Raw genomic sequence first — 18,781 nt, 5'->3', positions numbered from 1 at the left:
CATTTGGGAACAAATCTAACTACTAATTTCTTTAAAAGTCCATTGATTCACGCTTACTTGCTGACCTAATCAAAACATAATACCATGAAAAAAATTGTTCTATTGGGTGCGTTAATCGCATCTGTATTCAGTGTCTCTGCACAAACTACAGTTGGAAAAATCTTTTCTGGCCCAGATGCAGGAAAAGGATTCCAATTAGGTTCAGAGAAAAGCAGCCAAGTTATTTTAGACATGGTGAAAGCCTATAACTCGAATGATGCAGAAAAAGACCTTGCTCTTTACTCACCAGAGATGCAAAAAAAAACTGGCGATTTCAACAAAAAATGGCATGCCTATGCTAAGAAATTAAACAACGTACCCTATGCGATCTTACCCCTCAAAATAGCTGGTTCAACAGATGAAATTGTGATGTTACAATCGACAGAAGAGCGTGAAGCGGTCGATGGTTCGAAGCAAAAAATGAATTTGTTCGAATTATTTAAAGTAGACCAATCAGGTAAAATTTCTGACTTCAACCAATATTCTTCTATCCCAAAATCGAATGAATTCGGAAAAACAGAGGGTGGCAAATTTTATTCTAAAGGTGAAACTAATGGCAGAGCTTTTCAATTCTCTAACAGAGGAGAAGTAGAAGCAATCGAGAAATTCAATAAGGCTTATAATGCCTTTGATATCCCAGCTACAATGGAATTTTTTGCGGATAAAATCAACATCACAGATTTCGAAGGCAATAAGATTGTTTTGGAGAAATAAGACATCCCTGCGATTTTTGCAGATTTCAAATCACTAGAGTGGAAAATTTCGGGAATTCTACCTTTCAAGATCGCCTATACAGATCCAGTTTCTGGCGTTTTAGTTACTTCTACTGAGAAGCGTGTTTCTAAAGATGGAACCGTTTGGGAAAAATCATTAGTAGAATTCTTCCAATTCGACTTGAATGGAAAAATCTCAGGGATTGATCAATATTATCGCCCGAAAAAATAAGGAGCGCAAGTACCTATTACGAGGCCGGAGGACATTGTTCTTCGGCCTTTTTTTTACCTTTGATAGTATCATATGATACTATCATGAAGCAGCCCTATACCATTTCGCCTTCCATTTTGAATTTAGTGGCTTCCATCTCCTTGAAGATAGGGAAAGCATCCGCTCATTATTTGGACAAAAAATCCCCTCAACTAAGGAAGGAGAATCGAATTAAAACGATTCAGGCAACCCTGGGCATCGAAGGAAATTCACTCAGTGAATCGCAGATAAAAGCCATCGAAGAGGGAAAGGTGCTGCTAGGTTTTGAAAGAGATCAAAAAGAAGTCCACAATGCGCTGGCCTTATATGAGCGCTGGAACGAGTTTAAACCCTCCAAAAGCAAATCGTTTTTAAGTGCCCATCGTGTATTAATGCACGAACTAATTATAAATCCAGGGGAATACCGAAATAGATCCGTAGGAATAACTAAAGGAAAAACCTTAACGCATATTGCACCGCCGGCAAATCGAGTTCCTTATTTAATGGACGACTTATTCGACTATGTGGCTCAGGATCCTGATCCACTCCTCATTAAAAGTTGTGTATTTCATTATGAATTAGAATTCATACATCCTTTTCTAGATGGAAATGGTCGGATGGGGAGATTTTGGCAATCTTTACTTTTATCAAAATCACATCCCATTTTCGAATTCTTACCCTTTGAAACGATTATTGCAGCCTCACAATCAGACTATTATCAAGCACTCGCCACAAGCGACGCTTGCGGACAATCCACACCTTTCATCGAATATATGCTTGGGGTTTTGGATAAATCCCTTGCTAATTTATTGAACACCACTAACGTGGTTTTATCTGAAACAGAACGAATTAAATACTTTATTTTCATCGGTATGAAAGATTTTTCCAGAAAAGACTACCAGCGTGTTTTTAAAAACTTGTCTACTGCGACGGCCAGTAGAGACCTAAAAAAGGGAGTGTTTTTGGAATTATTTTCGACCTATGGGGAACGCAACGCAACTAGATATCGTGTTTTAGTGTAAATTGAATTCCAATTCTAATCCCTATGAAAACAGACATCCCTAACAACGGCCACTACGATATTCCCGGTAATCCATCCACGGCTAAAAGCAGTACGGTAAAATTAAACGACCGTTCGAACGGCGAACCACTTCGCGTATTAAGTGAAGAGGATTGGGCCTTTTGGAAGCATAATGGCTATGTGGTTATTAAGCAAGCCGTTTCGAGAGAGCAAGCTTTGAAGACGGCGGCATTCTTGTATGAATTTGAAGAAAAAGATCCGAATGATTCATCGACTTGGTATACCGCACCTCGTACTGAAATGAAGATGAAGGAGCTGGCGAACACGGGGATGGTGGAATGTTATAATAGCCAATTGCAATGGGATAATCGCTCGACGCAGCGGGTGTGTGATGCTTTTGCGGATATATGGGGAACGGAGAAATTATGGGTCACGATTGATCGTGCGAACTTGAACTTTCCCATTCGTCCGGGTCATGAGTATAAAGCCTTTATCCATTGGGATTACGATCCGGAGACGAAGCCGGTGAATGTGCAAGGGGTTTTAGCCTTAGCAGATCAATTAGACGAGAATATAGGAGGATTTCAATGCATTCCCGAACTATTCCGCAATTATGATACTTGGAAGTTTACTCAGCCTGAAGATCGAAATCGCTTCTTGCCTGATACATCCGATTTTACACCTACCAAAGTGACGCTAGAAGCCGGCGATCTGTTAATTTTCAATAGCTTACAGCCACATGGAATCCGGGCGAATAATAGTGACCAAGTGCGTTGTGCACAATATGTCTCCATGATGCCAGCGGAAGAAGACAATGCCTCGTTGCGAGAATGGAGGGTTAATTCTTGGCGCAATCGCATCGCTCCTGAAGGCTACGCTTTTCCAGGTGATCCGCGCAAATGGGAACAAACGAAATACGAAACAGCTAGCCTGAATGCATTAGGCAAAAAGATTCTAGGACTAGATCGCTGGTAAAAGAAAAAGCTCGAATTTATTCGGGCTTTTTCTTTTTCGTGTAATTGTCTAAATTGGGATATGAAAAAACTGCTACTCCTATTCGTCCTATTTAGCCCCCTTTTAAGCAAAAATGCCACCGCCCAAATCGCGGAGAAAGTCAAAGCCATGAAAGCCCACACGGGTTATTTCAACTTCTACTACGATGAGTCGAATGATAAAATCTATTTAGAGGTCAAAAAGCTAAATGAGGAATTCATGTATGTTTATTCCTTAGCTCAAGGAGTAGGAAACAACGATTTAGGCTTAGATCGTGGTCAATTAGGGAATGAGCAAGTAGTCTATTTCGAAAAACAAGGAAACAAAATCTTTTTAGTTCAGCCGAATACCCAATACCGGGCGAATACGACTAATCCTTTAGAGAAATTATCTGTGCAGCAGGCATTCGCAAAGTCCGTATTGTATGGATTTAAGATCGAAAGCGCTTCTGACGGAGCCTATTTAATCGACATCACCGATTTCCTGATGCAAGATGCACATGGGGTTTTAAAACGCTTAACCCAGGCAAAACAAGGATCGTATAGTTTAGATAAGTCCAAAAGTTCTTTGGCTTTAGAGCGCACAAAATCCTTCCCTAAAAATACGGAATTCGAGGCGCGCTTGACTTTTGCGGGCAATGGCACAGGAGCAGAAATTCGTTCTGTAGCACCTAATGCGGATTACATAACGGTGGTAGAGCACCATATCTTTATTGAACTACCAGACAATAAGTACACTCCGCGTTTATTTGATCCCCGTTCAGGAGCGAATGCAATCTCTTTCCAAGACTACTCTTCTCCTGTGAATGAGGTGGTATTGAAGCAATGGATTACGCGTCACCGTTTGGAGAAAAAAGATCCGAAAGCGGCGGTGAGCGAGGCCGTAAAACCCATCATTTATTATTTAGATAATGGCACCCCAGAACCAGTTCGCTCTGCTTTGATGGAGGGTGGTCGCTGGTGGAACCAGGCATTCGAATCCATCGGATATAAGGATGCTTTCCAGGTCAAATTATTGCCAGAAGACGCAGATCCGATGGATGTTCGCTACCACGTCATCCAATGGGTGCACCGTTCTACGCGTGGCTGGAGTTATGGTTCTAGCATAACAGACCCTCGCACGGGTGAAATCATGAAGGGCCACGTAAGTTTAGGAAGCCTTCGCATTCGACAAGACTTCTTGATTGCGCAGGCCTTAATGAACGCCCCTTTTGGCATCGCGGACACAAAGGATGGCTCAGCGAACGGGCCGATAATGGCGATGGCTTTGGCCCGAATTAGACAACTCGCAGCGCATGAAATAGGCCATACAATAGGTTTTGCACACAATTATGCGGCAAGTGCTCGAGAAAATACGAGTGTAATGGATTACCCTCATCCTCAAATTGATTTCAAAGGAGACCAAATAGATTTTAGCCACGCCTATGACACTAAAATCGGCGATTGGGACAAGGTATCGGTTGATTACGCTTACGGAGACCATAAAACCACAGCGGAATTAAATCAAGTCATTGATAATGCATATACGAAAGGGCTTCGCTTCATCACCGACTCCGATGCCCGCAACCCGGGTGGGGCACATATCTACGCTCACCTTTGGGACAATGGAAAAACCATCGTAGACGAGCTTGAGCATATTTTAACTGTTCGCCAAAAAGCAATTGCTAACTTTTCTATCAAAAACATTCGCCCGAACGAAACTTATTCTCATCTGGAAGACGTCTTTGTTCCTTTGTATTTCTTGCACCGCTACCAAACAGAAGCGACCACCAAAATCATCGGTGGATCCGAGTATAATTACGCGGTGAGAGGTGGCAAGGAATTAGTCCTAGAACCCGCTTCGGTTGCGTTACAAGTGCAAGCTTTAAAAGCGGTGACTCAGACGTTGGATGCGCGCACACTGGCCATCCCTAAAGAGAAATTAGCACTATTTCCTCCTCGCGCATTCAATAATGACCGTACCCGTGAATCTTTCAAGGGGAAGACAGGGATCACCTTTGATCCTTTCGGGGCGGTAGAATCCGCTGCAGATTTTACTTTGGACTTCTTATTACACCCAGATCGCCTTTCGCGATTAGCCGGAAATAAAGCGGTGAATTCGAAGCAATTAGGCGTTTCAGAGACATTAAGTACATTATTAAATGCGACTCTTTACACGGCACATTCGGATCCCTATTTACAAGCGACGCAAGAGACCATCAATTTCAAAGTAGTTTCATCATTATTGAACGTGTTAAATGCTCCGTCGATATCATCACTGGCGGCGGCAGAGGTCAATGCCTCAGTGACTGGAATTAGATACCTGTACAGCAAGAAGTCAGGTGCATTTGCAGCCTACCTCGTGCAAACTATTGATCAATTCAAAGCGAATCCAGCCGATTGGAAACCAATGCAAACGCCAGTGATTCCAGATGGAGCGCCAATAGGGATGGATTGCTTCGAATAGGCTGTACTCATTTGAACACATTTGGCCCCATTTGGCCAAAGGATGTATCCCGCGGTTAGCGTAGCTTTATTCCATAGAAATTAAAACGCTATGGAAACAAAACACTATCTCTGCAAAAGTCCTTTTTACGTTTTATTAATGGGAAAAGAAGGGCGTGAAGTCATCATTCGGGATGGCAAAATCGAGGTGTATTCGCTTCGTTTATTCCGATGGAAAAAGTTAGTGAACACCTTCCCAGTAAATGACGTGATTCAGGTGCGGACAATCGAAAATCTGGTACTAGCTGACACCTTCATCGCCCTGACAAAAAACCGTTTTTGTTCGCTTCGGCATTTACGACCTAAGGAGGCTTTTGGGTTTAAAAGTTACCTAGCGATGATGCTTTACATGACCAAATAAATCGACAAAATCAACAAAGCAATCCCCAATAATTTTAGGGGCCTTACTTTTTCGCGGTAGAGGATTTGGCCAAAAATCAAGGTTAAAATAAGCTGGGATTTACTCACAAAGATGATTTGTGTTACAGAAGCATTCTGGTAGCCAATATTCAAAAATACCGAACCTAAAATGATGCATAGTGCTAAAATGCGGATAGGTGCCTGTGGGATTTGCTGCCATTTTTGCTTTTGGAAAAGGAGGAAAACTCCTACACAGAGGGTCACACACAATTCTAATAAAAAGGAAAACGGGATTACGCCGAGCCAAGCCACAGGATACTTAAACAAAGCATAGGATACCCCCCAGAAAAAAGAAGCTAAAATACTGCCTCCTAAAGCCTTGATAAAAGAGCTCATCGAGCTAAAGTGCCAATCACTTTGGAAGAGTAAAAAAACACCACCCACCACGCAAAGACTTGCCATTGAGTAAGCGAATCCCCACGTATCCCCTAAAAATAAGACAGCGGTTAACATGCCGAATAAGTTAATCGATGAAATGGGAGATACCAGAGAGACCGCCTCTGTTTTCAAGGAACGGACAAAAAAATACAAACCAAAAAAACTAAAAACGCACAAACCGATATTCATTGCCAGTTCCGCAGCCGTAAATACTGGGCGCTCACCTAACCAAGGCGTAAAAATACTCCACTGAAAATCAGCCAAATAACAAAGACCAAAAAACGAAGTAGTATACAGGCCGCGAACAAAAATGACTTGTAAAAAAGGCGCGTCCTGAATCACTTTTTTCCAATAGGCATTGCTAAAGCCATAAAAAGCAGAACTGAATAGATTATACAGAAAACCTAACATGCCGCTTCTATAATGGCTACTTGCTGGTTTACCCAACCCTTATCGCAACTGTAAATGTACAGCAAGTTGATCTGACTCATCGCTGAGCGAGCCTCCACTTTGTTGCCTTTTTGGATAAAATAACGGGCTTTCAACAAATACATTTTATTGAGATTATGCTTTTCTGGAAACGAAAAATTAATCAGTAAATCGTCCACCACAAATCCTCCAATAAAATCAAAAACACTTAAATCCTGCTGATACACTTCCAATAATCGATAGAAAAAGACCAAAAAAGAAAGTTTAGACGAGAAGTCCTTCAATCCATTAACAAATTGGTGAGCCGTTTCGGATCTTGATTCCAAGATATAATCCCAAGCAGCAATTCGACCTTTTAAATTAGGGTGTATTCCCTCCTGAAAAGCATTTTTACTCAACGCTAAATGCCGTTTAGCATCAGGTATATCGTGTAGCTCGAAAGCTAACTGACACAGCAACAAATTCTTAAAGACCGGCATATCCTCTACTAAATCCTCTGAAGTAGCTAAGAGCCATTTGCCATAGTAGCCTTGTAAGCAATCCTCCTCTACAAATAGTTGCAATAGAATTCGCTGTGCCAGTTCATTCGTCTTCAATAAGCCAGCGACATAGTTGATAACTGCTTCATTGTTTTGGCAACTTTGTACGTAAATGGATTGAAAGGAAACATAGAGTCGCCAAGTCACATCCTCGCTATTCGTATCAAACGGGAGTTCGAATATTTGAGTTAACAGATCAAAGTTTTTGACTTCTAAACAAAGGTCAATGATCGATTTAAACTGGTACACCTCATCCCAAGTCTTCATCTGAAATTGCTGAACAATTCCCAAGATAATCTGATCATCTTTTCGATTTCCCAATCGATTCAAAATAAGCATTTCGTTGAAAAAATCTTTTTCGAATTGATTTACGGCCTGTTGAAAGGCGGTAAAATCAGTGTAGCCCATTCCTTTACAAAGGCTATCTAACGTAAATCGGGAGGCATTCGTGGGTCCCTTAATAATGCCAAAAAGCCTTCTTAAGGTATTGTATGAAATGGAGATTTTAGCTTTTCGCTCTAGTTCTTCACTTAGTTTTTGGCAAGAATAGGCATCTATAACCCGTATTCCATAAACGTCTTGGATAATTTTAACGACCCACTTTTTTTCGTGAAAACTGATGGGTATAGATGCTGGCATATTTTAGAACAATTACCACGAAATATACGATTAATATCATTCAAGCCAAATCTGCAATTTCGACGAACGATAAAAACAGACTATTTAGACTCATTTGGACAAAAGAATTAGGGCTCACCATCATCCGGTGAGCCTTTTTTTATTTAATTGTGTTCTCAATCGCCAGTACTTTTTTCGCCTGCTCATAGTATTTACTTTCGACCAGAATGTAATCTGTATCGAACGTACTTACACAGAATAAGGGGATTTTATTATCTGCCAAAGTCTTCGACAAAGCCGCTAATATACCGGTTATCGAAAAGTCCAATGGACCCTCGATCTTAAATCCTTTACAATTCTCTGCTTTCTTAATTCCTGAAGGAGCAAAGCGCTGATCCACCACAATGGATAATTCATCACTCGTTTTCGATATGGAATAGAATGACCCTTGGTATGCCCAATCTGGTACTTTCGAGTCTGATGATAAGCGACAAACCGCGTAGGAGTCCGGCATAAGGGATAGCGTAAGGTTGCGTTTTTGAGCATTCGCAAAAAAGCAAACAAACAGAAAGAGAAGTATTTTTTTCATTTAGTAAAATTTAGCTTGCTTCTCAATTTTTCGATACGGGTTTTTCAAGAATTCAAGAATAGTTGAATTGAATAAGTCTTTATATGCAATGGGAGTTGAATGCCCAGAATTTGGCAAAATCCATAAATAAGAACGCGGTATGGCCTCCGCAATTTCTAAGGTATGACGCGGCATAATCACATCATGATCGCCACCAATCACGAGCGTAGGACAATGAATTTTATTCAATTCCGCGCGTGAAATATGAGGCTCATTGACTAGCAATCGATGTAATTTTAATTGACGCTTACTCTCCGCATTGACAGGCAGTCTTGATAAACTATCAATCACATGGTATTCATTTTCCACCACCCAAGCATCCGTACTTTTCACTGGTTCGGGAGTCAAATTTGCTCCAGTAACCGCCAGTTTACGTACTTTTATAGGGTGTCTACTAGCCAGTAAAAGCCCATTAATTCCGCCATCACTCCAACCCACTACATTCACTGAATCCAATTTTAGGTAATCCAATAAAGATGCAAAGTCATCTGCCATCTGTTCATAACTCAAGGAATCTTGAATCGATCCATTATTACCATGGATAAATAAAAGCAGCTCCCCTTTTCCATAAATCTCATAATATATTTGAATACCACGAATAGAGGCATAATGACCAGCTTTAGGATTAGAACCGTAGGGGATTTGTTTTTGGCCAAAAGTCGAAAGACTGATTAGCAAGCAGAAGAATAGTTTTTTCATAGGTTAAAGAACAACAATTAGATAGAGAATTTGGTTTTATTACAATTGAACTTGTTCCCTTTGCGGAAATGGGAACAAGTTCTCTTTTTATTATATTTGATAAAAGACTCTCTAAACAATGAAAAAAGTGTGCGTAATCGGTGCCGGTCCATCTGGAATCACCGCATTGAAAAATTTATTAGATCAAGGCCTAGAGGCTGTTTGTTATGAATTCAATACCCAAGTAGGTGGCAATTGGGTCTATAATGAGAAAACAGGACACTCTAGCGTCTTTGAGACGACGCACATTATTAGTTCTAAAACCTTATCACAATACGAAGACTTTACGTTCGATGATTTTGAAAAAGGGATGCCTGATTATCCATCGCATGATCAATTAAGACGCTATTTTCAGGGCTATGCTGCGCATTTTAATCTCCACGAAAACATCGAATTCAATACCTTAGTGAAGTCTTGTGAATTAGATGAAGCTAAAAATTGGGTCATTATAACGGAGAAGGATGGCGTGGAAAAAATCGAAATTTTCACCCACCTAGTCGTTTGCAACGGCCACCATTGGTTGCCTAGAATGCCCCAGTATCCAGGAGAATTCACTGGAAAGTTTATGCACTCGCATGACTTCAAAAAAGCAGAACCATTTCGCGATCAATGCATTTTAGTGATAGGTGGCGGAAATTCAGCTTGTGATGTGGCGGTAGAGACGAGCCGCGTGAGTAAAAAAACGAGCATTAGTTGGAGAAGAGGGTACCGGATTGTGCCTAAGTTTTTGTTTGGAAAACCGAGCGATGTGGTTGCTTCGCGTTTAACGTGGCTACCTACCCGATTGAAATTTTTCTTCTCGGAATTATCCGTCAAAATATTTTCTGGATCTAATGAAATCTACGGTCTTCAAGAACCCAAACATGCTATTACGGCAACTCATCCGACTATCAATGAAGAGTTATTGTATAAAGTTAGGCATGGAAAAGTATTCCCGAAAGGCGATATCGATCACATTGAAGGAAAAAATGTCCACTTTAAAGATGGCTCAGTGGAGGAATTTGATACCATCATCGCTTGCACCGGCTATATTTTAGAACATCCATTTTTCCGCAAAGACTTCCTAAATTACAGTGAGGGGGATGTTCCTTTGTATTTGAAAATGCTACATGAGAAATACGAGAATCTGTATTTCGTAGGTATGTTCCAGCCGCTGGGATGTATTTGGCCGGGTGCAGAATTACAGAGTAAAATTGCGGCGAGGGCGATTAAAGGACTTTGGCAAAGACCAGAAAACATCGCTGAATTATGCCAAAGAGAAGTCACCCATCCCCATTTGAATCAAATCAAAACCCCGCGACATACCATCACGGTGGATTTCCATTTATTTGTTAAACAACTTAAGAAACACCTACCTAAAAACTACGTCAGTAAATCAGCTATCTGATGAAAGAAACGATCGTTTTTGTTCATGGTATGTGTCACGGCGCTTGGTGCTGGGAGGAATATTTCATCCCTTATTTTAAAAAACTTGGCCATGATTGCATCGCAGTCAATCTACCAGGACACGAAACACCAGGTAGTACGAGGCGCATATCGTATTCTTTAAACGAGTATGTTCAGGCGCTGCATCAGGCCGTGGCAAAATTAGATCAGCCACCCATCATCATCGGGCATTCCATGGGTGGCATGATTCTACAACGCTTTCTACAAAAAGGCTCTTGCAAAAAAGCGATATTAATGTCGTCAGTACCTCCAGCTGGAGTTTTGCGCGCGAGCTTGCGAGCGCTCTTTCGTTACCCAGGTTTGATTCCCTATTTACTACAATTGAATTTACTGGGCGGATTCAAAAAATATCCACAATTAATGTTCAATGAACCGTCTCGTTTTGCATCATTTATGTGCGCGGAATCTTTTATAGCTTATTTGGCCTTATTTCTCCCTATATTTCACCCTATTTCAAAGCCATTATTAGTTTTAGGCGGTTCGAAAGACGGATTTATCAGTGTAAATGAATTTCAGCAAACTGCGAAACACTATCAAGCGGAACTTGAAATCATCGAAGGCGGTTCACACGATTTGATGCTCGATGAAGACTACACGAAAACTGCCGATGTGATACACCAATGGATAAACAAACAATGAAAAAAAGCCCCAAAATCGTTCTTTTGATTTTATTGACATTCTTTGTCATCTCGTTCATATCGAATATAATCGGGCCTATTATTCCGGATTTGATTACCAGTTTTCACCTAAATCTGACGCTCGTTTCCTTGCTCCCTTTTGCCTTCTTCATTGCCTATGGCATCATGTCGATCCCAGCTGGCATTTTATTGGAGGTTTATAAAGAGAAAAAAGTGATGATGTTCGCTTTTGGTTTAGCGAGTTTGGGTTCCCTACTGATTGTTATTTCCCCGCATTATTTAACCGCAATCCTTTCCTTGTTTTTTATTGGGAGCGGAATGTCCATGCTTCAGGTGGTTATTAACCCCTTGCTTCGCACCTCGGGGGGAGAAGAGAATTATGCGAATTATTCGGTATTGGCGCAGTTGATTTTTGGTTTCGCCTCTTTCCTGAGTCCCTTAGTTTATCAGGTTTTTATTGCCAAAAAATCCTTCTTCGACGGACTCGTTCCAAGTGAATATCCCTGGATTTCACTCTATCTTTTATTTATCCTGATTAGTTTATTGATGGTGGCAATCAGCTTTTTCTCCACTTTCCCAGATGTTGAATTAGATGAAAATGAAAAACCGGGTCCGCTAGCGGTTCATTGGATTTTGTTCAAAAACAAATACGTGATTTTATACTTTACAGCTATGTTCTGCTATGTAGGTACTGAGCAAGGAATTGCGACGTGGCTATCCCAATTTTTATCGACCTACCACCAGGTGGATCCACAGACAGATGGGGCTGATTCCATTGCCTATTTTTGGGGTTTAATGACGGCTGGGGGAATTGTAGGATTAGGACTTTTGAAGTTTCTCGATAGTCGACTTGTGCTATCCGCCTTTACTTTTCTAGCCATGATTTGCTTAGGATTGGGGCTATGGGGGGATGTAGGTATGGCTTTAGTGGCCTTTCCTTTAGTCGGATTTTTTGCCTCGGTCATCTACCCTATCATCTTTTCTTTGGCCTTAAATTCGGTCAAAGAACACCACGGATCCTTCTCGGGAATACTTGTGACGGGAATAGTCGGTGGAGCCATTTTCCCGTTCATCATCGGTGGAATCGGCGATTTAGTAGGACTTAAAATAGGAATGAGCGTCTTATTTATCAGCCTAGCGTTTATTTTCAGTATGGGTTTTTGGGCCAAACCAATCGTAAACAATAAACGGGTAAAACTATTCCAAGCCTAGAGCACTAAATCACCCCATCCACTACGATATGTTCTCTTGACGAATTGATTCGCCGGCTCATAATTAGTCACGCGCATCGATGCCCCATCCCACTGCAAAGCCTTATATCGACCACTGTACGTATAGCCTGTCATCTTTCCGTAAACAGGATCCATTTTCTCCACTTTCTCGCGGATATTAAAGCTACGAAGCAATAAATTACCTAATAAAACGGTTTCGGTCAATGGCCCGCCATATCCTTCGAATGGTGAACTCACCTCCCTATTTCCATAGCCAGCGATACTTGCATCAATCCATTGCCACCAATGCCCATCCATTCCACCTTTTACGCGCGGGTATTTTTGGGGAATATGACTCGCCGCTTCTTGCAATTCTTTAGAGAAAAGTCGCGGATGACTACCGCCCCAGCCGCAGGCAATTACTCCTTTGCTCCCCACAAATAAGGTAGAACCTTCGAAGTCATTTTCTCCAGGATAATCGCCTAAGGCATCGTTCATATTTACTTCCGGCGCTAAAGCTTGTAAACGCTCCGGCGTGATACCACCATCCATCCAATACAAATCCAAATCCTTACCATTTGCCTGTTGGAAACGGTACTTCAGCGAACTAGAAATAGGACCACTTTCAGGGAAAGCTGATTCCTTAAATACACCGCTATAGGTAGTAGATGCACTTCCGGAAACCTCCGTCGGATAGCCTAAATGCAATAATTTAAAAGGAGGACCCATGATATGGCAACCCATATCGCCCAAAGCTCCCGTCCCAAAATCCCACCAGCCACGCCAGTTAAAGGGCACTAAATTCTCAATGTAATTTGTATTCTGTGCTGTCCCCAACCACAAATCCCAGTTTAATTCCTTGGGGATTTTAGCCGGCGTTTTAGGCCACGAAATACCTTGCGGCCAAACCGGGCGATCCGTCCAACAATACACTTTATTGATTTCTCCTATTAAATCTGCCTCGATCCATTCGCGCATCGTTTGCATCCCTTCGCAAGAAGCTCCTTGATCTCCCATTTGGGTGACCACTTTATATTTACTGGCTGCCTGCGTGATAATTCTCGCTTCGTGAATGTCGTGAGTTAAGGGTTTTTGGAGGTATAAATGCTTCTTCATTTGCATCGCTCGCAAACCGACTACGGCATGGTTATGATCCGGGATGGCCACGGTAACCGCATCGAAGTTTTTGTTTTCCTTGTCGAATAATTCGCGCCAGTCTTGGTAAAATTTCGCCTTCGGAAATTGCTTTCGTTTAGTCGCTCCTTGACGGTCATCCACATCACATAAAAATCCGATGGTAGAATTGTTATTAGGGGTTTTGGCCAAATGCTGAATATCATTATCCCCCTCGCCTCCGCAACCGATGGCCGCGATAATAAGTTTATCACTCGGCGCGACAAAACCTTTCCCGCCCAAAACGTGACGAGGCACGATGAAAAAACCCGCCGAAGCTAAGGTACTCTTCTTGATAAATTCGGAACGTTTCATTTTTTTAGGGGTCTAATGGATACTTCTTTAAAATAAACAACATCCTCGTCCCCATGATTTTGCAAACCAAAATAACCGGAATTGGGTCGAATACCTGGATACGGTTCAAAGTCAAATTTACGCGGAGGAACAGGCTCCCCCTCTCGATAGTCGGTCACTAATTGATCATTCAAATGAACAATCGTTCGTGGGCCGTCTAAGGTTATCAACATCGTATTCCATTCTGGACCTGGCTTCCCTGGCTTGCTTTTCGGTTTGGTAAAGGCGTATAGCGTTCCACTGATGTGGTATTCGTCTTCGTTAGAGGTCTCCGGGTGATTATCGATTTGCACTTCATAACCATAAAAAACCGGCATCCATTCTTCTTTAGGCTCCGCTGGAACGCGAATAAATATACCCGAATTGCTGTTGAAGTTTTGCATTTTATAGACTACGCGGATTTGGCAATTACCTAATTTTCCGCCGGCCCAATACAAAAGTCCCATGCCCCCTTTACTCGCTAATAATCCGTTTTCGACGAAGCGACTTCCAGCACCTGCATGCTTCCAACCCGTTAAATCTTTTCCGTTAAATAGTGGTTTCCAAGCTTGAGCGAAAACGTCAGCGCTAAGGAATAAGAATGCCAAAAGGCAGACGGCTTTTAATTTATTCATGATTAACGTGTTAATCCATTTTTAACATAGGAAACAATCTTCGAATATCGGCTTCCGTAGGTTGCGTGCCATATTCGCATATTTCAAAGGCTTCCGCATAAAGCGCCTTCGCAGCACGAGCGGAACCATACCATTTTTCAAGGCTCTTTTGAGTGCCTGCATTAGGTTTAGCCACTCTCTTTTCTAACAGATAGGCTTTGTATTTAGCTGGGTCTTTGGGAACATCCTCCTCATAATTTCCTATCCAAGGAAGCCACTCATAAAATTGCGATTGATGCGCATCTAGGCCAGCTATTTTCTTTTCGATTACTGGTGTAATATCTACAGCAATATCCGCCTGGAATGGATTCGGCTTTTTAAAACTATCCTGAAAATATAAGAATACTGGATTTTTGCGCAAAGGCTCGGTGTCTGGAGCGATATTAGGAACACCCACCATAAAGGCCGCATCCTGCACTAAAACACCTGTATAACGATGATCTGGATGATAATCATTTGACCTAGGGGCAATTACCACATCGGCCTTCCACTCCCTAATTTTACGAATGATTTGTAATCTTATTTCCAAAGTAGGCAACAATTCCCCGTCGTGATTATCTAACACATCGTAAGAAACTCCCAAACGCTTAGCCACCTCCTTGGTTTCCGCAATACGTCGTTTAGCTAACATGCCTCCGCCCTGCGACTGATGACCTGCATCCCCATTTGTAACAGACAAAAATTTAACCTGATGTCCCATCTCCACAAATAGAGCCGCCGTTCCTCCCCCTTTAATATCGCAATCATCCGGATGAGCCCCAATAAATATGATACGTAAAGGTTTAGTTTGTGCCTGCAATCCTATGCTAACGATTAAGCATATAGCTACTAGTAAGTTTTTCATTTTCAATAGGTTTAGTACTCAATGTTAGGCAATTAAGTCTAAAATTCAAAAATGAAAAATTTACAATTCTAGGTTTTTCAACAATTTTCCCGAACTTGCCTTCCTAAACCCCTATTCACATGGCAAAAGGCATGAATTCCAAGAAGGCGGACAAGAAAGAACCCGCTAAAACTCCGAAGGAGAAAAAAGAAGAAAAAAGAGAAAAAAAGAAAACAGGCTATCAATAGATGGCCTGTTTTCTTTTTACCGCTTTTCAAGTACTTTTGATGTAGATGAACTCAAGAGATCCGAAGGTATTTTTTATCACCCCTCCATTTACCCAATTAAATACGTCCTACCCCGCGACGGCCTATTTAAAGGGTTTTATGAATACCAAAGGTTTGGCATCTTATCAGGCCGACTTAGGCCTAGAAGTCATCCTCCAACTTTTTTCTGCCAGCGGCCTTGAACAGCTATTTGCGCACATAGAAGCAGCTGGTAAAAAACTGAATGAAAACGGGCAGCGAATGCTAAGACTAAAACAGTCCTACATTCGCACCATCGACCCGGTCATTTCCTTTTTACACGATAAAAACCCCACACTCGCGCATGTCATTGGCGAACAAAATTACCTACCGGAAGCATCTCGTTTTCAGCAAGTAACGGATTTAGAATGGGCGTTTGGCAGCATGGGTGTGCGCGATAAAGCCAGGCATTTAGCCACGCTCTATTTAGAAGATATTTCTGATTTAATCATTGATGCGGTGGACCCTCATTTTGGGTTTAGTCGCTACGCGGAGCGGCTCGGTCGATCTGCCTCCAGTTTTCAGGAGTTAAACCAGGCATTAAATGCCCCGCTTACCTACATCGATGAGTTGCTAGTAAATATTCTGAAGTCCAAAATCGAGGCAGAAAAACCCGATTTAGTGGCTATAACCGCGCCATTCCCAGGTAATTTATACAGTGCGTTGCGCTGTGGGCAGTGGTTGAAGAAACACCATCCTGAAATCAAAGTAGCCTTTGGCGGAGGGTATGCCAACACGGAATTACGCTCTTTACAAGAACCCCGCGTATTTGAATTTGTCGACTTTATTACCCTAGATGATGGGGAAACGCCTTTAATAAACCTGTTAGAACATTTGAGAGGTTCTAGGGAATTGAAAGATTTGAAACGCACTTTTTGTTGCATCGATGGAACAGTCACTTACCTGAATGGCTCAAAGGATTCCGATGTGAAGCAGAAAGAGGTAGGTGTTCCAGATTATACGGATTTGCATTTGGATCACTATTTATCGGTCATTGAGATCGCGAATCCGATGCACCGCTTGTGGAGTGATGGGCGCTGGAATAAATTAACGCTGGCGCATGGCTGTTATTGGGGCAAGTGCACGTTTTGCGATATCTCTTTATCTTACATTAAAGACTACGAATTCACAACGGCTCCGATGCTGGTCGATCGTATCGAAGCGATGATCCAGCAAACGGGGAATAATGGTTTTCATTTTGTGGATGAAGCCGCACCTCCGGCTTTGATGCGCGATGTGGCGTTAGAAATCATCCGCAGGGATTTGACGGTCGTTTGGTGGACGAATATTCGATTTGAGAAAAAATTTACCAAAGATTTATGCCAATTATTGGTTCGCTCGGGCTGCATCGCCGTTTCGGGTGGTTTAGAAGTGGCGGCGGATCGATTGTTAGACTTAATTGAAAAAGGCGTAACCGTTGCTCAGGTGGCCCAAGTGGCAGATCATTTTACGCAAGCAGGCATTTTAGTACATGCTTATTTAATGTATGGATTTCCTACGCAGACGGAGCAAGAGACAGTGGATTCCGTAGAAGTTGTCCGCCAGCTCGTAGAGAGTGGGGTGATGCAATCAGGTTTTTGGCATCAATTTGCTCTGACTGCTCATAGTCCAGTGGGTCTAAATCCGGATGCTTATAAAATAAAAATATTAAACCCTGAACCCGGACGCTTTGCGAACAATGATTTAGAACATGCCGATCCAACTGGTACGGATCATGCCCGCTTTAGCGAAGGCCTAAAGAAATCCTTGTTTAATTACATGCATGGCATTGGCTTAGACATGCCGCTTCAGGAATGGTTTGATTTCAAAATTCCGCGCACACAAATTCCGAAAAATTACATTGCGCGCATATTGACTGCGAAGGAAGAAAAAACACCCAAAGCAAACACTAAAATTTGTTGGCTAGGCCCTATTCCTTCCCTGAATAAAAATTCGAGAGGAAAAAATAGCTTGCTCTTCAGTTTAGGACGTGAAGATATCGAACTGCAAGTTCCGGAGAAGCTGGGCATTTGGCTCGTGGATATACTAGAGCGTATTTCCGTGGGACAAATTTCGGTGGGACTAAATAAAACCTGGACGTTTGAGGAATTCCAAAAAGAATTCACTCAGGCGAAATTAGGGGAGTTTAGCCAATTTTGGCAGGGAGAAATCGTAGAGGAATTGCGGGAGATGGGATTGCTTGTGGTTTAATATCACAAACCAGCTGAAAATAAAAAAGCCTCAAATTTCTTTGAAGCTTTTTTCAAGTTGGCGGTCCGGACGGGACTCGAACCCGCGACCCCATGCGTGACAGGCATGTATTCTAACCAACTGAACTACCGGACCGTCTTGTAATTGGTGGCACAAAATTAGGGATTTTCTGCTTTGAAACAATACCTTTGGGTAAAAATATTAGAAATTATGCATTTACCAGCTAGCTATGAATACCCTAACGCGCCTTATTTCGCTGAATATCTGAAGTTTGAGGCGGATGAAAATTTATTCGAGGTGTTGAGAAATCAGTCCATTGAAATCTGTGACATTTTCGAAAACTTAGCTAAAGGTCAGGCCGAATTCGCCTATGCAGAAGGCAAATGGAGTCTGAAAGGTTTACTGGGCCATATCGTGGATTCGGAGCGGATATTTTCTTACCGGGTTTTGGCGATATCTAGAGGAGAAAAAACATCACTACCGGGTTTTGATGAAAATGAATACCAAGCCGCTTCGGAATATGAAACACAAGACGCAACAGCTATTTTAGCTCAATACAAAGCGATACGAGAGGCTACGACTTTGCTTTTGCATTCCTTTTCAACCAAACAATGGAATCAAATGGGGCAGGCTAATGGGAAGTCGATTAGTGCGCGTGCTTTGGCCTGGATGATTGCAGGACATGAAAAACATCACCTTAGGATAATTAACGAGCGTTATTTGGCCTAAAATCCTTAAA

Annotated in this window: 17 protein-coding genes and 1 tRNA gene; 10 read left to right on the top strand and 8 right to left on the bottom strand. The window is 42.0% G+C overall.

The genetic code is table 11. From position 1 onward, the window contains the following. Positions 1–84: 84 nt before the first annotated feature. The 5 genes from ACST13_RS09365 to ACST13_RS09345 all read left to right on the top strand — a co-directional run bounded on the left by ACST13_RS09365 (position 85) and on the right by ACST13_RS09345 (position 5,860). Positions 85–753 (top strand): hypothetical protein, encoded by a 669-nt coding sequence (locus ACST13_RS09365; RefSeq protein ID WP_459522931.1) that lies wholly within the window; start codon positions 85–87, stop codon positions 751–753. A 314-nt stretch (positions 754–1,067) separates the two neighbouring features. Then, on the top strand, positions 1,068–2,024 hold the full coding sequence (locus tag ACST13_RS09360; RefSeq protein WP_459522930.1) for a Fic family protein: 957 nt from the start codon (positions 1,068–1,070) through the stop codon (positions 2,022–2,024). A gap of 23 nt (positions 2,025–2,047) precedes the next feature. Then, positions 2,048–2,998 (top strand): phytanoyl-CoA dioxygenase family protein, encoded by a 951-nt coding sequence (locus ACST13_RS09355; protein ID WP_459522929.1) that lies wholly within the window; start codon positions 2,048–2,050, stop codon positions 2,996–2,998. 60 nt (positions 2,999–3,058) lie between these two features. Further along, positions 3,059–5,461: a zinc-dependent metalloprotease gene (locus ACST13_RS09350; protein ID WP_459522928.1), complete on the top strand. Its 2,403-nt coding sequence runs from the start codon at positions 3,059–3,061 to the stop codon at positions 5,459–5,461. 90 nt (positions 5,462–5,551) lie between these two features. Further along, entirely contained in the window at positions 5,552–5,860 is a 309-nt protein-coding gene (locus tag ACST13_RS09345) for a hypothetical protein (RefSeq protein WP_459522927.1), read from the top strand. On the opposite strand, the gene ACST13_RS09340 is transcribed toward ACST13_RS09345, so the two are convergent. The 4 genes from ACST13_RS09340 to ACST13_RS09325 form a co-directional block, all read right to left on the bottom strand. Then, positions 5,845–6,708 carry an EamA family transporter gene (locus ACST13_RS09340; RefSeq protein WP_459522926.1) on the bottom strand — a complete coding sequence of 288 codons (864 nt, stop codon included), beginning with the start codon at positions 6,706–6,708 and terminating at the stop codon, positions 5,845–5,847. The genes ACST13_RS09345 and ACST13_RS09340 overlap by 16 nt on opposite strands. Further along, complete coding sequence (locus ACST13_RS09335; RefSeq protein WP_459522925.1) at positions 6,702–7,904, bottom strand: hypothetical protein; 1,203 nt, start codon at positions 7,902–7,904, stop codon at positions 6,702–6,704. The genes ACST13_RS09340 and ACST13_RS09335 overlap by 7 nt, the downstream gene beginning before the upstream one ends. A gap of 139 nt (positions 7,905–8,043) precedes the next feature. Then, positions 8,044–8,472, bottom strand: coding sequence for an ACT domain-containing protein (locus ACST13_RS09330; RefSeq protein ID WP_459522924.1), 429 nt, complete (start codon positions 8,470–8,472; stop codon positions 8,044–8,046). Beyond that, positions 8,473–9,210: an alpha/beta fold hydrolase gene (locus ACST13_RS09325; protein ID WP_459522923.1), complete on the bottom strand. Its 738-nt coding sequence runs from the start codon at positions 9,208–9,210 to the stop codon at positions 8,473–8,475. Between the two features lie 118 nt (positions 9,211–9,328). On the opposite strand from ACST13_RS09325, the gene ACST13_RS09320 reads away from it, so the two are divergent. The 3 genes from ACST13_RS09320 to ACST13_RS09310 are packed head-to-tail and all read left to right on the top strand — an operon-like array spanning position 9,329 to position 12,545. Beyond that, positions 9,329–10,636, top strand: coding sequence for a flavin-containing monooxygenase (locus tag ACST13_RS09320; protein ID WP_459522922.1), 1,308 nt, complete (start codon positions 9,329–9,331; stop codon positions 10,634–10,636). Continuing rightward, positions 10,636–11,334, top strand: a complete 699-nt coding sequence (locus ACST13_RS09315) for an alpha/beta hydrolase (protein WP_459522921.1) — start codon at positions 10,636–10,638, stop codon at positions 11,332–11,334. Before ACST13_RS09320 ends, ACST13_RS09315 begins: the two co-directional genes overlap by 1 nt. Beyond that, a complete protein-coding gene (locus ACST13_RS09310) occupies positions 11,331–12,545 on the top strand; it encodes an MFS transporter (protein ID WP_459522920.1) in 1,215 nt (404 codons plus the stop codon). Before ACST13_RS09315 ends, ACST13_RS09310 begins: the two co-directional genes overlap by 4 nt. On the opposite strand, the gene ACST13_RS09305 is transcribed toward ACST13_RS09310, so the two are convergent. Genes ACST13_RS09305 through ACST13_RS09295 form a run of 3 tightly spaced genes read right to left on the bottom strand, consistent with a single transcriptional unit; the run spans position 12,542 to position 15,568 of the window. Next, the gene (locus tag ACST13_RS09305) at positions 12,542–14,032 is read right to left on the bottom strand and encodes a Gfo/Idh/MocA family protein (RefSeq protein WP_459522919.1); all 1,491 of its coding nucleotides are present in this window, start codon (positions 14,030–14,032) and stop codon (positions 12,542–12,544) included. The two genes, ACST13_RS09310 and ACST13_RS09305, sit on opposite strands and share 4 nt — an antisense overlap. Then, on the bottom strand, positions 14,029–14,685 hold the full coding sequence (locus ACST13_RS09300) for a 3-keto-disaccharide hydrolase (protein ID WP_459522918.1): 657 nt from the start codon (positions 14,683–14,685) through the stop codon (positions 14,029–14,031). The genes ACST13_RS09305 and ACST13_RS09300 overlap by 4 nt, the downstream gene beginning before the upstream one ends. Positions 14,686–14,695: 10 nt before the next feature. After that, positions 14,696–15,568 (bottom strand): PIG-L deacetylase family protein, encoded by an 873-nt coding sequence (locus ACST13_RS09295; RefSeq protein WP_459522917.1) that lies wholly within the window; start codon positions 15,566–15,568, stop codon positions 14,696–14,698. A gap of 272 nt (positions 15,569–15,840) precedes the next feature. Here ACST13_RS09295 and ACST13_RS09290 point away from each other — a divergent pair, with 272 nt between their 5' ends. Next, positions 15,841–18,042: a B12-binding domain-containing radical SAM protein gene (locus ACST13_RS09290; RefSeq protein WP_459522916.1), complete on the top strand. Its 2,202-nt coding sequence runs from the start codon at positions 15,841–15,843 to the stop codon at positions 18,040–18,042. 58 nt (positions 18,043–18,100) lie between these two features. Here the strand turns inward: ACST13_RS09290 and ACST13_RS09285 are convergent. Continuing rightward, positions 18,101–18,177, bottom strand: a tRNA-Asp gene (locus ACST13_RS09285). A gap of 39 nt (positions 18,178–18,216) precedes the next feature. Here ACST13_RS09285 and ACST13_RS09280 point away from each other — a divergent pair. Continuing rightward, complete coding sequence (locus tag ACST13_RS09280; RefSeq protein WP_459522915.1) at positions 18,217–18,771, top strand: DinB family protein; 555 nt, start codon at positions 18,217–18,219, stop codon at positions 18,769–18,771. Positions 18,772–18,781: the final 10 nt, after the last annotated feature.

This window comes from Aquirufa sp. A-Brett2-W8, from assembly GCF_054558755.1.
The sequence above is the reverse complement of the archived record's forward strand: the minus strand, read 5'-3'. Positions and strand labels throughout refer to the sequence as shown.

What these genes read in the sequence shown, in the direction of transcription:
- ACST13_RS09305 (WP_459522919.1), bottom strand. Translation starts at nt 14,032, where the DNA reads ATGAAACGTTCCGAATTTATCAAGAAGAGTACCTTAGCTTCGGCGGGT.
- ACST13_RS09320 (WP_459522922.1), top strand. Translation starts at nt 9,329, where the DNA reads ATGAAAAAAGTGTGCGTAATCGGTGCCGGTCCATCTGGAATCACCGCA.
- ACST13_RS09355 (WP_459522929.1), top strand. Translation starts at nt 2,048, where the DNA reads ATGAAAACAGACATCCCTAACAACGGCCACTACGATATTCCCGGTAAT.
- ACST13_RS09350 (WP_459522928.1), top strand. Translation starts at nt 3,059, where the DNA reads ATGAAAAAACTGCTACTCCTATTCGTCCTATTTAGCCCCCTTTTAAGC.
- ACST13_RS09325 (WP_459522923.1), bottom strand. Translation starts at nt 9,210, where the DNA reads ATGAAAAAACTATTCTTCTGCTTGCTAATCAGTCTTTCGACTTTTGGC.
- ACST13_RS09295 (WP_459522917.1), bottom strand. Translation starts at nt 15,568, where the DNA reads ATGAAAAACTTACTAGTAGCTATATGCTTAATCGTTAGCATAGGATTG.
- ACST13_RS09300 (WP_459522918.1), bottom strand. Translation starts at nt 14,685, where the DNA reads ATGAATAAATTAAAAGCCGTCTGCCTTTTGGCATTCTTATTCCTTAGC.
- ACST13_RS09310 (WP_459522920.1), top strand. Translation starts at nt 11,331, where the DNA reads ATGAAAAAAAGCCCCAAAATCGTTCTTTTGATTTTATTGACATTCTTT.
- ACST13_RS09330 (WP_459522924.1), bottom strand. Translation starts at nt 8,472, where the DNA reads ATGAAAAAAATACTTCTCTTTCTGTTTGTTTGCTTTTTTGCGAATGCT.
- ACST13_RS09340 (WP_459522926.1), bottom strand. Translation starts at nt 6,708, where the DNA reads ATGTTAGGTTTTCTGTATAATCTATTCAGTTCTGCTTTTTATGGCTTT.
- ACST13_RS09345 (WP_459522927.1), top strand. Translation starts at nt 5,552, where the DNA reads ATGGAAACAAAACACTATCTCTGCAAAAGTCCTTTTTACGTTTTATTA.
- ACST13_RS09315 (WP_459522921.1), top strand. Translation starts at nt 10,636, where the DNA reads ATGAAAGAAACGATCGTTTTTGTTCATGGTATGTGTCACGGCGCTTGG.
- ACST13_RS09335 (WP_459522925.1), bottom strand. Translation starts at nt 7,904, where the DNA reads ATGCCAGCATCTATACCCATCAGTTTTCACGAAAAAAAGTGGGTCGTT.
- ACST13_RS09360 (WP_459522930.1), top strand. Translation starts at nt 1,068, where the DNA reads ATGAAGCAGCCCTATACCATTTCGCCTTCCATTTTGAATTTAGTGGCT.
- ACST13_RS09290 (WP_459522916.1), top strand. Translation starts at nt 15,841, where the DNA reads ATGAACTCAAGAGATCCGAAGGTATTTTTTATCACCCCTCCATTTACC.
- ACST13_RS09365 (WP_459522931.1), top strand. Translation starts at nt 85, where the DNA reads ATGAAAAAAATTGTTCTATTGGGTGCGTTAATCGCATCTGTATTCAGT.